The sequence below is a fragment of the Arthrobacter sp. ov118 genome, assembly GCF_900116495.1.
Taxonomy (GTDB): Bacteria; Actinomycetota; Actinomycetes; order Actinomycetales; family Micrococcaceae; genus Arthrobacter.
Window position 1 is genome coordinate 1 of record NZ_FPAY01000001.1, and the last position, 12,515, is coordinate 12,515.

12 protein-coding genes are annotated in these 12,515 nt (G+C 67.9%); 4 read left to right on the forward strand and 8 right to left on the reverse strand.

Annotated elements, in window-relative coordinates; translation table 11 throughout:
• Together BM372_RS00005 and BM372_RS21175 are read left to right on the forward strand one after the other, a co-directional pair.
• Positions 1–1,214: HNH endonuclease (locus BM372_RS00005; RefSeq protein ID WP_143111399.1), on the forward strand; the 1,214-nt coding region annotated here is incomplete at its 5' end.
• 312 nt (positions 1,215–1,526) lie between these two features.
• Positions 1,527–1,631: a GNAT family N-acetyltransferase gene (locus BM372_RS21175; RefSeq protein WP_143111400.1), complete on the forward strand. Its 105-nt coding sequence runs from the start codon at positions 1,527–1,529 to the stop codon at positions 1,629–1,631.
• Positions 1,632–1,655: 24 nt separating this feature from the next.
• Here BM372_RS21175 and BM372_RS00010 read toward each other — a convergent pair whose 3' ends face one another.
• A complete protein-coding gene (locus tag BM372_RS00010) occupies positions 1,656–2,528 on the reverse strand; it encodes a sulfurtransferase (RefSeq protein ID WP_090950216.1) in 873 nt (290 codons plus the stop codon).
• Positions 2,529–2,575: 47 nt separating this feature from the next.
• On the opposite strand from BM372_RS00010, the gene BM372_RS00015 reads away from it, so the two are divergent.
• Positions 2,576–3,727 carry a PLP-dependent cysteine synthase family protein gene (locus BM372_RS00015; protein ID WP_090950218.1) on the forward strand — a complete coding sequence of 384 codons (1,152 nt, stop codon included), beginning with the start codon at positions 2,576–2,578 and terminating at the stop codon, positions 3,725–3,727.
• A gap of 18 nt (positions 3,728–3,745) precedes the next feature.
• Here the strand turns inward: BM372_RS00015 and BM372_RS00020 are convergent, their stop codons facing one another.
• The gene (locus tag BM372_RS00020; protein WP_090950221.1) at positions 3,746–4,402 is read right to left on the reverse strand and encodes an MBL fold metallo-hydrolase; all 657 of its coding nucleotides are present in this window, start codon (positions 4,400–4,402) and stop codon (positions 3,746–3,748) included.
• A gap of 113 nt (positions 4,403–4,515) precedes the next feature.
• Between BM372_RS00020 and BM372_RS00025 the strand changes: the two genes are divergently transcribed.
• The gene (locus tag BM372_RS00025; protein WP_090950224.1) at positions 4,516–4,989 is read left to right on the forward strand and encodes a Fur family transcriptional regulator; all 474 of its coding nucleotides are present in this window, start codon (positions 4,516–4,518) and stop codon (positions 4,987–4,989) included.
• Between the two features lie 153 nt (positions 4,990–5,142).
• Here the strand turns inward: BM372_RS00025 and BM372_RS00030 are convergent, their stop codons facing one another.
• The 6 genes from BM372_RS00030 to BM372_RS00055 form a co-directional block, all read right to left on the reverse strand.
• Positions 5,143–6,033 carry a metal ABC transporter permease gene (locus BM372_RS00030; RefSeq protein WP_090950226.1) on the reverse strand — a complete coding sequence of 297 codons (891 nt, stop codon included), beginning with the start codon at positions 6,031–6,033 and terminating at the stop codon, positions 5,143–5,145.
• Positions 6,034–6,849 carry a metal ABC transporter ATP-binding protein gene (locus BM372_RS00035; protein ID WP_090950229.1) on the reverse strand — a complete coding sequence of 272 codons (816 nt, stop codon included), beginning with the start codon at positions 6,847–6,849 and terminating at the stop codon, positions 6,034–6,036.
• A 49-nt stretch (positions 6,850–6,898) separates the two neighbouring features.
• Entirely contained in the window at positions 6,899–7,858 is a 960-nt protein-coding gene (locus BM372_RS00040; protein WP_256213961.1) for a metal ABC transporter solute-binding protein, Zn/Mn family, read from the reverse strand.
• Between the two features lie 116 nt (positions 7,859–7,974).
• Entirely contained in the window at positions 7,975–9,039 is a 1,065-nt protein-coding gene (locus tag BM372_RS00045; RefSeq protein ID WP_090950234.1) for a hemolysin family protein, read from the reverse strand.
• Positions 9,036–10,373 (reverse strand): hemolysin family protein, encoded by a 1,338-nt coding sequence (locus BM372_RS00050; protein ID WP_090950238.1) that lies wholly within the window; start codon positions 10,371–10,373, stop codon positions 9,036–9,038. The genes BM372_RS00045 and BM372_RS00050 overlap by 4 nt, the downstream gene beginning before the upstream one ends.
• Before the next feature lie 335 nt (positions 10,374–10,708).
• Positions 10,709–12,217, reverse strand: coding sequence for a GuaB1 family IMP dehydrogenase-related protein (locus tag BM372_RS00055; RefSeq protein ID WP_090950241.1), 1,509 nt, complete (start codon positions 12,215–12,217; stop codon positions 10,709–10,711).
• Between the last annotated feature and the right edge of the window lie 298 nt (positions 12,218–12,515).

Consider the following 12,515-nt stretch of genomic DNA (forward strand, 5'->3'; position numbering starts at 1 on the left):
CCGCCCTGGAAACCGGACAGCTCAACGAATGGCGCGCCACCCTCCTGGCCCGCGAAACCGCCTGCCTCACCCCCGCCGACCGGGCCGCCGTCGACGACGAACTCGCCCCCGACACCGGAACCCTCAACGGCGCCGGCGACCGGGCCCTGATCGCGGCCGCCCGCGCCGCCGCCTACCGCCGCGACCCCCGCTCCCTCACCCAACGCGCCGCGCACGCCGCCACCGACCGGCACGTCAGCTTCCGCCCCGCCCCCGACACCATGTGCACCCTCACCGCCCTGCTCCCGGTCAGCGCCGGCGTCGCCGTCCAGGCCGCCCTGACCCGCGCCGCCGACACCCTCCGCACCGCCGGGGACCCCCGCAGCCGCGGCCAGGCCATGGCCGACACCCTCATCGAACGCACCACCGGCACCCCCGGCGGGATCAGCGGCATCGAACTCCAGCTCATCATCACCGACCGCACCCTGCTCCAGGCCGACGCCGAACCGGCCCGGCTCCCCGGCTACGGCACCGTCCCCGCCGCCTGGGCACGAACCCTCCTGACCACCGGCACCGCCCCCGGAACCACCAACACCACCGGCACCGGCACCACCCCGCCCGGCACGGCCCCGCCCGGCACAACCCCGCCCGGCACCGACCCCGGCCGGGCCGCCTTCAGCCTCCGGATCCGCCGGCTCTACACCCACCCGCGCAGCGGCGAACTCATCGGCATGGACTCCCGCGCCCGGACCTTCCCCGGCGGGCTGCGCCGCTTCATCCAGACCCGCGACGACACCTGCCGCACCCCCTACTGCGACGCACCCATCCGCCACCTCGACCACATCATCGCCTGGCACACCGGCGGGCCGACGACTGCAGCCAACGGCGCCGGACTCTGCGAAGCCTGCAACCACACCAAAGAAACCCCCGGCTGGACAGCACGCACCCTAACCGCACCCGAAACAGAACCCGGGCCGCCTCCCGGGGACACCCCGACCGACGGCACCCGCCACACCATCGAACTCAGCACCCCCACCGGCCACACCTACCACTCCACCGCACCACCCCTCCCAGGGACACCGCTGACGCCCGAACCGCGATCCGGCGCAACGGTGGAGGAACGACCCGGCCAGCGGAATGGCCTCCGGCATCGCGCAAAGGCCCTCAAGCGCGCTCGGTTGCTCGGCAGCTTGCCAGTTGTAACCAAGCCCATGACATCAGCCGCTTTCACGTGACCACACATGGCACCAGACGAAAAAATACGCAGGACGAAAGCCCAGAAACAACCTGGCCGATATTCGGATAGTTTGGCGGCGTGTACAGGATCATTCAGGCAGACGTAGCCGAAGTGCGGAACGCGCAATGGCTCGGGGAACTCCTTCGGGCCTACACCAGCAAACGGAACTGGAGAAGGCGGCGCATGGAGTGGCGACAAAAGCGGGAGGCGGTCAGCTACCCGCCAAGTACCAAAAGGAAATTGATCGACCCTCTGAGGCTTTCGCCGGTTCGCTGGTCTTCATCGCGCATCAGGCCTCTGTCCCTTGGGCATGGTGGTGCTGACCCCGATTGATGGTGCCACCCAGGAAGTGAAGCGTCTTTGGGTGGATCCGAGCGCCCGCGGACGCGGAGTCGGGGCATCCCTCCTGCGATGAGCGGCCGCCCGCACTAGTCCTGCACTAGCTTGTAGCGGGGTCCTCGCCGTACGGGGAGGCCCCGGTGACAACCGCATTCGAGGCACTGTGGCACCATTCCGAGAACGAACCCGGGTACAAGGCACCGGAAAGTCCGGCAATCTCGAGGGCAGCTATTTCATGGGCGGCCGTGACCCCGGAACCGCAGTACACGGCCGTCGGGACGCCGGTCCGGTAGCCGAGCCGCTCGAAGCGCTCCCGCAGCTTGGCCGGGGCCAGGAACCGCCCGTCGGGCCGCAGGTTTCCCGTGGTGGGGGCACTCACCGCTCCCGGGATATGCCCGGCGCGGGGATCCACTGGTTCGATTTCCCCGCGGTACCGCTCCCCCGCTCTGGCGTCCAGCAGCAGCCCGTGCTCCCCCCAGGAAGCGGCCTGCCCTGCGTCGATCGCGGGCATGGCGCCCCCGCTCAGCGTGACGTTGCCTGCTGCCGGCTGTTCGGATCCCGCAGCCAGGTCGAATCCGGCGGCGCGCCACCCGGCCAGGCCGCCGTCGAGCAGGTGCACGGCAGGGAAGCCGGCATTGCGCAACATCCACCACAGCCGGGCGGCGGCCATATTGCCGCTGTCGTCGTACGCTACGACCACGTCGCCGTCGTTGATGCCCCAGCTGCGTGCGGACTCCTGGAACCGCTCCGGCGGCGGCAACGGATGGCGTCCGCGGCGCGGCTCCGCGGGTCCGGCGAGTTCGGTGGCCAGATCCACGAAGACGGCCCCGGGGATGTGCCCGCGCAGATAGTGGTCGTGGCCATGGGGGTCGCCGAGCGCCCACCGAACATCGAGGACCACGGTGCGCCGGGCGGTTCCCTGGCCGCCGTCGAGCAGGTCTTTGAGGGCAGCTGCATCGATGAGGGTGTCCATGGGCCCACTCTATCCCCGCCCTCCCGCCGCCCCGGTAGGCTGTTGCGGTGAACACCGCGCACTACCAGGACCGGGTCTGGGCCGACGAAGCCGTCCGCCGGATCAACGCCGAAAACAACCGATCTGCCGACACCCACTTGTACGCGGTGCCGCTCCCGGAGCACTGGGGCGTGCAGCTGTACCTCAAGGACGAATCCACGCACCGCACGGGCAGCCTCAAACACAGGCTGGCGCGGTCGCTGTTCCTGTTCGGCCTCGTCAACGGCTGGATCCGGGAGGGCACCACGATCGTCGAGGCTTCCAGCGGCAGCACCGCCGTCTCCGAAGCCTATTTTGCCCAGTTGTTGGGTCTGCCGTTCATCGCGGTGATGACCCGGACCACCAGCCCGGAGAAGATCGCCCTCATAGAGCAGTTCGGCGGCTCCTGCCATCTGGTGGACCATGCCTCCGAGGTTTACGAGGCCGCCGCGGAGCTCGCCGCCCGCACCGGTGGGCACTACATGGATCAGTTCACGTATGCCGAGCGGGCCACGGACTGGCGCGGGAACAACAACATCGCCGAGTCAATCTTCGACCAACTGGCCCAGGAGGAGCACCCAATCCCCCACTGGGTGGTGGTCGGGGCGGGCACCGGTGGGACCAGCGCCACGATTGGCCGGTACTTGCGGTACCACCGCCACGCGACGGGACTGGCCGTCGTCGACCCGGAAAATTCTGCGTTTTATCCGGGCTGGCGGGACAACCGGCCCGACGGCGGGATCCCCGCCAACGGCGGGACAGCACCGGGCGGGACAGCACCGGGCGGGACAGCGCCGGGCGGGACGGCGGCGGGATTGCCCTCGCGCATCGAGGGCATCGGCCGGCCCCGGATGGAGCCAAGCTTCGTGCCGGCCGTGATCGACCACATGATCCAGGTTCCCGACGCCGCGTCCGTGGCGGCCATGCGCCACCTGAGGGAGCACGCCGGGCTCCACGCCGGACCGTCCACCGGTACCAATCTGTGGGGCGTGTGGCAGCTCATCGCCGGGATGATCGCCGAGGAATGGCGGGGCAGCATTGTGACGCTCATGTGCGACGCCGGAGACCGCTACGCAGGTAACTACTACAATCCGGAGTGGCTGGACGCCCACGGTCTGGACCCGGAACCCCACGAGGCCACGCTGCGCGAGTTCTTCAAGACCGGGGTCTGGCCGGCCTAACGCCCGGTCCCGTGCGGGCTAAACCTCCACTGAGTCGCCGCTGGAGAGGTGCCGGTATTCGCTGCCGTACTTCGCACCAATCCGGGTCACGTGCCCTTCCACGAGCCCGCGGCCGGTGTCGTTCAGGAGCGCGTCGTGGATGGGGAAGGCTACCGGTGCCCGGACGCCGATGACAAAGTCCACCACTTCGCCCACCTTGTTCCACGGGGCGTGAATCGGGACAAGCAGCGTCCGGACGTTGACGCCGTCGGGAATCGCAAAGGAATCGCCCGGGTGGTAGACGTTCGCATCCACGAGGTATCCGACGTTCGCCACCACCGGAATCTGCGGGTGGATGAGGGCGTGCTGGCCGCCAAAGGTCCGGATCGAGAAGCCCGCCGCCTCAAAGTCCTCTCCGGGGGCGACGCTGTGGATGCGGCTACTGGCGTCGGCCGCCTTGCCGCGCAGCGTCCCGGCGACTGCCTCCGGGGCGAAAAGCTCAAGGGCGGTATTTGCCTGCAGCGCCGCGGCGACGGCGTCGACGTCCACGTGGTCCCCATGCTCGTGCGTGATCAGCACGGCATCGGCTCCGGCGAGGGCCTGGTCCGTCTCCGAGAACGTCCCCGGATCGAAGACCAGGACCCGGCCGTCCTTCTCGAGGCGGACACAGGCGTGCGTGTATTTGGTCAGCTTCATCGGGCCAGCCTAGGCAACAGCCAGCCACGGTGTCCACGAAGCCCGGCTGGTAATCTTGAACATTGCACCACCCGCAGCGAGTCCCACCCGCGAATCCACGAAGCGAGTCCACGATGTCACAGGGCGCCACCGCCGGCAGCAGCCGGGTCCCGGCCTCCGCGCCGGCACCGGCCTCCGCACCGGGCAAGGAGCAGCGCGTCACCAAGCAGCGCCTCGCCGTCAGTGCCGCCCTGGACGATCTGGCGGACTTCGTCAGCACCCAGGAACTGCACCGCATCCTCCAGGAGCGCGGGACCACCGTGTCCCTCGCCACCTCCTACCGCATCCTGCAGTCCCTCGCCGACGACGGGCTCGTGGATGTGCTGCGCAACGCCGACGGCGAAGCTGTCTACCGCCGCTGCGCCGTCACCGGGCACCATCATCACCTGCTGTGCCGCAACTGTGGCAAGGCCGTGGAAGTCGAAGCCCCCGCCGTCGAAGCCTGGGCGGCGCGGATCGCGCAAGAGCACGGCTTCACCGCCGTCGAGCACACCGTGGAAATCTTCGGGCTGTGCCCCGAATGCACGGCTCTGAAGGCCGGCGAGTAGCCCCGCCGGCGGCGTTCCGTGCACCACGACGGCGGAAATTCCCCACCTCTAAGAATGAGCCGCTGCAATCAGCCGGCGGGCGCGGTGCTCCGCGCGGACAGGCCCGGCAAAAGTGGGGAAATTCCGACGCAAGGACGCTAAGGGACAGCGCGCTTAGGCGGCCGACGCCGTCGGGGTCCGCACGATCCGGCCGTTGAGCCCGCGTTTGGCCCGGGCGCTGCCGATCACGCGGCAGGCGACATAAATCATGAATGACAGCGTGGTCACATAGGGGCTGATCGGCAGCCGTCCGCCGAGGGCGAGCAGTATGCCGCCGACGGTCGCGGTTATCGCGAAGACGATGCTCAGGGTGACCACCAGCCGCGGCGAGGACGTGACCCGCATGGCGGCTGCGGCCGGCGTGATCAGCAGGGCCAGCACCAGCAGGGCGCCCACAATCTGGATAGATAGCGCCACGCTGATGCCCAGCAGCACCATGAAGCCAAGGGCCAGGGCCCGCACCGGCACGCCCCGGGCGGTGGCGACATCGGGGTCCACACTCGCAAAGGTCAGGGGGCGCCAGATGCCGACCAGCGCCAGCATCACCACGACGGCGGCGACCGCCAGGACCTGCAGCTGGACCGTTCCGACGGACACGATCTGCCCGGTCAGCAGGCCGAATTTGTTGGCGGCACGGCCCTCGTACAGGGACAGGAACAGGATGCCCAGGCCGAGGCCGAAGGGCATGATGACGCCGATGATTGAGTTCTTGTCCCGCGCCCGGACTCCCATGACGCCCAGCACCAGGGCTGCCAGCACCGAACCTGCCAGCGAACCGAGAATGATGTTCGCGCCGATCAGCAGCGCGAACGCGGCACCGGCAAAGGAGAGCTCGGAGATGCCGTGGACCGCGAAGGCGAGGTCCCGTTTCATCACGAAAGTGCCCATCAGGCCGCCGAGCAGCCCGAGCACGGCGCCGGCCCAGATCGAGTTCTGCACTAGGACTAGCAGCTCGCCGTAGTTTTCAAAATTGAAGATGGAGTGCAGCAGTTCGCCCAGATCCATTCAGCCCACCTCCCCTGCCACAGCATGTGCGTCTTCGTGGTGGTGCGTCGTGGCGTCCGGCAGCCCCACCACGATCAGCCGGTCGTTGGCCTGGATGACTTCAACATGGCTGCCGTAGAGATCGGAGAGCACCTCGGTGGTCATGACCTCGGCTGGCGTGCCCACCCGGAACCGGCCGCCGGCCAGGTACAGGACCCGGTCCACGTAATCCATGATCGGGTTGATTTCGTGGGTCACGAACACCACCGCGCTGTCCGCTTCATGGCACTGCTTGTTGATCAAGGCGCTGACGGCTTGCTGGTGCTGAAGGTCCAGGGACAGCAACGGTTCGTCGCACAGCAGCACGTTCGGATCCGTCGCGAGGGCCTGGGCCACGCGCAGGCGCTGCTGCTCACCGCCGGAAAGCTGCCCCACGGGCACCTTGGCGTAGTCGGTGGCGCCAACGAGCTCTAGGAGTTCATCGACCCTTCGGTTCACTTTTGCGCCGCCAAGTCGGATGCCCCAGCGGTGGCCGTCGACGCCGAGGGCCACAAGGTCGCGGGCGCGCAGGGGGGTGTCGGGGTCGAATGACTTCTGCTGGGGCACGTAGCCAATCCGGCGGCTGCCACGTTCAACGGGACGGCCACCGAGCACGGCCGTGCCCGCGCTCAGCTCCTGCAGCCCCAGCAGGACCTTAAGGAAGGTGGTCTTGCCGCTGCCGTTCGGGCCGAGCACGGCAAAGAATTCACCCGGGTTGATGTCCAGGTCCAGGCCCTCCCACAGTGTCCGCTGGCCGAACGCCAGGGAGGCGCCACGCAGGCTCAGTACCGGTGTCAAGAGAGGTTTCCTCGATTTCCTGCGGAGACGACTGCCCGCGCTGTTGCGTTCATCCTAGGGCCTTGCTGATGCTCTCCACATTCGCGGTCATCCACTGCACGTAGGACTGGTCGTCCGGGAGGGTCTCGCTGAAGTCCACCACCGGGACGCCGGCGGTTTCGGCGGCCTTTTTCAGCACAGCCGTCTGCGGTCCTTCGGTCTGGGTGTTGTAGGCCAGCAGCCGGACGCCGCGGGATGATACGAGATCGACAGTGGCTTTGAGCACGGCCGGCGGGACGTCGGCGTCTTCCTCGATCGCCGCCGTGTACTCGGCCGGGGTCTCATTTTCCAGTCCGGCAGCTTCGAGCAGATACAGCGGCACCGGCTCGGTGACGGCCACGGGCACGTGGCCCGCCGACGATTTGATGTTGCCGAGCCTGGTTTCCAGGCCGCCGAGCGAAGCTTTGAAGGCCGCCGCATTCGCCCGGAACGTCTCCGCCGAGGCCGGCTCCAGCGAGCCGAGCTTGTCGGCGACGGCGTCCGCGAGGCGGGACATGGCCGCCAGGCTGTACCAGACGTGCTCGTTCAGCCCGGCGTGCTCATGGGTGTGGCCGGAGGAGTCGGGGGTCGCCGCCGCCGGGCTTTCTGTGGCCAGGCCGGAGGCGTCCACGGCGTTGATGACGTTGCCGTGGTCCAGCCCGGTCTCGGTGGCGAGCGTGTCGATGAAAGTGTCATACCCCCCGCCGTTCTCCACCACGAGTTCGGCCTTGGAAACCGCCAGCTTGTCCTGGGTGCTGACCTCGTAGGAGTGCGGGTCTTGGCTGGTGCGGTTGATGATCGAGCTGACCCGGACCTTGTCGCCGCCGATGCTTGAGACGATGTCACCGTAAACGCTGGTGGAGGCGACGACGTCGATCACGCCGTCGTTTGCGGTTCCCCGGGAGCTTCCTGCCGTCGGGGCGCACGCCGTGAGCGCTAGGCCTAGGCCGGCAACGGCAGCCAGCATGGCTCGGGCGGCGGGACGGCGCACGGAAAACCTCGGATCTGTTATTGAGAATCGGGAGCAATAGCAACACACCGAGTCTATCCCTAAATAGGAATCATTCCTATTTAGGGATACCGGCGCACCCCATTGCCGCCTGCCCGCTACTGCTCCTGCCCCAGCCTCCGGTAGCCGGTGGCCTGGGTGGCGTCCCGGATTTCGCCGACCAGCTGCTCGATCACGTCTTCCAGGAACAGCACTCCCCTGGTCAACCCGTCGGGCCCGATCACGCGGGCCAGATGCGAGCCCGTGCGCTGCATGACGGACATGGCCTTTTCGATTTCATCGTCCATGGCAAGATTCGCCAAGGACCGGATGCGGCTTTCCGCGATCGGCTGGTGGTATCCGCCGTTCTGGATGGAGAGCACGTCCTTGATGTGGAGGTAGCCGGCCAGCATGCCGTCGTCATCGAGCATCGGGAAGCGCGAAAACCCGGTCCGGCTCACGGCCTTTTCGAATTCCGCCGGGGTGGTGGCGGCTTTGAGCATGACGAGTTTGTCCAGCGGAACCATCACATGGGACGCCGCATGTTCAGAGAACTCCAGCGCTCCGGTGATGAGTCCGGCGTCGTCATCCACGAGCCCGTGGCGGGTGGATTCCTGCACGATCGACTGGACTTCTTCCAGCGTGAAGGTCGACGTGACCTCGTCCTTCGGCTGAATCCGCATCAGCTTCAGGATGTGGTTTGCGGACCAGTTCAGGGCCGCGATCACGGGCTTCACCATCCGCGCGATGAACATCAGCGGCGGCGCCAGCAGCAGCGCGGCCTTGTCCGCGACCGACACGGAGATGTTCTTGGGCACCATCTCACCGAACGTCACGTGCAGGAACGTCACCACCATCAGCGCGACGGCGAAAGCGGCAATGTCGGCGGCTTCCACCGGCACGCCCAGCGCCTCCAGCGGCACCGCCAGGAGGTGGTGGATCGCGGGCTCGGCCACCTGCAGGATCAGCAGGGAGCAGACGGTGATGCCCAGCTGGGAACAGGCGAGCATGAGCGAGACGTTTTCCATCGCCCGCAGGGTGGTTTGCGCGCGCTTGGAGCCGGCCTCGGCCAGCGGTTCGATCTGGCTCCGCCGGGCGGACATGACGGCGAACTCCGCAGCGACGAAGAAGGCGTTGCCGACCAGCAGGACGGCAAGCCAGAGGATTCCTGCCCAGTCACTCATACGGCACCTGCCTGGCTGGCGGGCTGGCCGGCGCCCGGTACGCGGGCGGGCCGGAAGCAGATCCGGTCGATCCTGCGGCCGTCCATGCGGGTCACGCTGAGCGTTCCGCCGACGACGTCGACGGTGTCGCCGACCGCGGCGATGCGGCCAAGCTGTCTCATGACGTAGCCTCCCACCGTTTCGTAGGCAGCCTCGTCGGGCACGGTCAGGCCCGGGACCTGTTCGGAGAGTTCATCAGGCCGGAGCAGTCCCGGGAAATACCAGTCCCCCGAGGCGCTCTGCAGCAGCCCCGGCCGGACCTTGTCATGTTCATCCGCGACTTCGCCGACGATTTCCTCCACGAGGTCCTCCAAGGTGGCGATGCCGGCGGTGCCGCCGTATTCGTCGAGGACGACCGCCAATTGCAGGTTGCCCTCCCGGAGTTCGGCCAAGAGTGCGTCCAGGTGAATGGTTTCGGGCACCCGGAGCACGTCGGTCATGATGGCGCCGGCCTGCAGCTTGGACCGCCGGCCGGACGGAACGGCGATGGCCTTCTTGATGTGGACCACGCCGCGGATGTCGTCGGAGGACTCGCCGATCACGGGGAACCGGGAGTAGCCGGTGCGCCGGGCGGCCTCGACGATGTCCGAGACCGGCTGGTCGGCGTCGATCGTCTCCACGCGGATGCGGGGGGTCATGACGTCTGCCGCGGACCGGCCGGAGAACTTCAGGGTCCGGGCGATGAAGTTGGCGGTGCCGGCGTCGAGAGTGCCCATGGCAGCGGAGCGGCGCACCAGGGAGGCCAGCTCGGCCGGGGTGCGGGCACCGGAGATTTCCTCCTTGGCCTCAAGCCCGAAGACGTTCAGGACCTTGTTGGAGAAACCATTCAGGACCACGATGGCGGGCTTGAAGATGGCGGTAAACACCAGCTGGGGCCGGGCCACGGCCTTGCCGATCGGGAAGGACAGCGCAATGGCCATGTTCTTGGGCACCAGTTCGCCCAGCAGCATGGAGAGCAGCGTGGCCAGCGCCATGGCGAGGATCAGGGACAAGGAGGCAATCGCCGCTGCCGGAACTCCGACGGCGGCGAGGGGGCCTTCGAGCAGCTTGCCCACCGACGGTTCCATGACGTAGCCGGTCAGCAGCGTCGTCATGGTGATGCCCAACTGGCAGCTAGAAAGCTGGGTGGAAAGGGACCTGAGGCATTTAAGCAGGGGCACGGCGGCGGTGTCCCCGTTGTCGACCGCACGCTGCACTGTGGCCTGGTCGAGGGCGACCAGGGAAAATTCCACGGCTACGAAGAATCCCGTGCCGAGGATGAGCAGGAAGCCTGCTGCGAGCAGTAGCCATTCCATTAATGACCTGCTTCCGGAGCAGCGGCAGCCAGCCGTTGCCCGTGCTCACGATGCAGGGGCTGCGGGGTTCGGAAGGATCTGGCCGGCGGAGGATGGTCGGCGGCGGCCGACCGTGTTACTTGGAAAGCTCCGCGGTGGCGCGTAGCCGGGGAGTGATGGGCACGTGTTCGGGGTTTGCCGGCTCTGCGGGTGGGCTGCACGGGAACGGTTTCCGTTCTCCGCTGACAGCGCCCAGGCCGGCACCTAGATTTACTGTCCATAAGAATTTCAGTCTACAGGAGCAGCCGCCGCCAGCCTGCGACTCACCAGCCCCACGGCGTTCCCCACCCGCGGCGTCACCAGCTCTGCGGAACCGGGCGGCCCTCCTCGTACCCTGCCGCCGACTGGATGCCCGCGACGGCGCGTTCCCGGAACTCGGTGAGGTCGGCCGCACCGGCATAGGTCATGGAACTGCGCAGGCCCGCGGTGATCATGTCCAGCAGGTCCTCGACGCCGGGCCGCGCCGCGTCGACGTACATGCGGGACGTGGAGATGCCTTCCTCGAAGAGGGCCTTGCGGTCCTTATCAAAGGCGCCCTCGCGCTGGTTGCGGTTCTGGACCGCACGGGCGGACGCCATGCCGAAGCTCTCCTTGTACTGCCGGCCGCCCGCGTCGACCTGCAGGTCTCCGGGGCTTTCGTGCGTCCCGGCAAACCAGGAGCCGATCATGACTTGGCTGGCACCCGCGGCCAGGGCCAGGGCGACATCGCGTGGGTAGCGCACGCCGCCGTCGGCCCATACCCGGCCGCCGGCCTCCCGCGCCGCCGCGGAGCATTCCAGGACGGCGCTGAACTGCGGGCGGCCCACGGCCGTCATCATGCGCGTGGTGCACATGGCGCCCGGTCCTACGCCGACCTTAACGATGTCCGCTCCCGCTTCGATGAGCTCCCGGGTGGCCTCGCCGGTGACCACGTTGCCGGCCACCACGGGCACGCCGGGGTTGAGTCCCTTCACGGCGGCCAGGGCGTCGAACATCTTCTGCTGGTGGCCGTGTGCGGTATCAAGGACCAGCACATTCACACCGGCCGTCAGGAGTTCGTCCGCCCGGCCGGCCACGTCACCGTTGATTCCGACGGCGGCAGCCACCTTGAGTTTTCCGTCCTCGTCCAGGGACGGGCGGTAGATCGTGGAACGCATGGCACCCTTGCGGGTGAGCACGCCGGCAAGGACTCCGTCCCGCTGCACCGGAGCGTAGTCCGTCCCGGCGGCGTCCATGGCCTCGAAGGCCCGGCGGAGGGCCTGCACGGAACGCGCGCCGGCTTCACCGCCGGGCAGGCCGGCGCCTTTCATGCCGTCGCCGGCCAGGCCGCCGTCGAGCATTCCGGCGTCGAGCACCAGCGGCTGGTGGCGGATCACGGAGGCCAGCGAGGCGAAGCGGTCCTGGCCCTCGCAGTCGGCGGCGCGGACCACGCCGGTGACGGCGCCCGCTGAGTCCACCACCACCACGGCACCGTGCGGCCGTTTGCCCATCAGGTGCAGTGCATCGATCACGGTGTCCGTGGGCGCCAGGGTGACGGGCGTCTCCAGAACCGGGTGGCGGCCCTTAATCCACGCCGTAACGTCGCGGATGACATCGAGGGGGACGTCCTGGGGCAGGACCCCGAGCCCGCCGCGGCGGGCCATGGTCTCGGCCATCCGCTTCCCCGTCACTGCCGTCATGTTTGCCGCCACCAGCGGGATCGCCGAGCCGGTCCCGTCGTCGGCCGCGAGATCCACATCCAGGCGTGAGATGACGTCGGAACGGGACGGCACCAGGAAAAGGTCGGAGTAGGTCAGATCGGTGGTGGGCTCATTCAGGAAACGCACGGCTGCTCCTTTAGCTGGCACCTTCGGCGCCAAACGGGTTCTTCCTCGATTCTAGGGCGGTTTCCGTGGCGGGCCCGGACCAGTAAGCCCCCGCTTCTTGTCCTGCCTCCGGGCCGATTCTTCGTCGCATTTCGGGGCCTGCGACAACGGATCATGATTTGAGTCACGGTTATTGGCGGTTTGGCAAGAATCGTCACTAGACTGGCATGGGTCTGGGGAACACTGGACGCAGAAACTGGCTCGATCGCCGTGCCGAGGCACCGTTGCAGCCAGAGGGAATCAAACTCATGGAAGAGGC

Excerpts from the sequence above, each read along its gene's own strand:
- BM372_RS21175 (WP_143111400.1), top strand. The coding sequence starts at position 1,527 with ATGGTGGTGCTGACCCCGATTGATGGTGCCACCCAGGAAGTGAAGCGT.
- BM372_RS00010 (WP_090950216.1), bottom strand. The coding sequence starts at position 2,528 with ATGGACACCCTCATCGATGCAGCTGCCCTCAAAGACCTGCTCGACGGC.
- BM372_RS00020 (WP_090950221.1), bottom strand. The coding sequence starts at position 4,402 with ATGAAGCTGACCAAATACACGCACGCCTGTGTCCGCCTCGAGAAGGAC.
- BM372_RS00025 (WP_090950224.1), top strand. The coding sequence starts at position 4,516 with ATGTCACAGGGCGCCACCGCCGGCAGCAGCCGGGTCCCGGCCTCCGCG.
- BM372_RS00030 (WP_090950226.1), bottom strand. The coding sequence starts at position 6,033 with ATGGATCTGGGCGAACTGCTGCACTCCATCTTCAATTTTGAAAACTAC.
- BM372_RS00045 (WP_090950234.1), bottom strand. The coding sequence starts at position 9,039 with ATGAGTGACTGGGCAGGAATCCTCTGGCTTGCCGTCCTGCTGGTCGGC.
- BM372_RS00050 (WP_090950238.1), bottom strand. The coding sequence starts at position 10,373 with ATGGAATGGCTACTGCTCGCAGCAGGCTTCCTGCTCATCCTCGGCACG.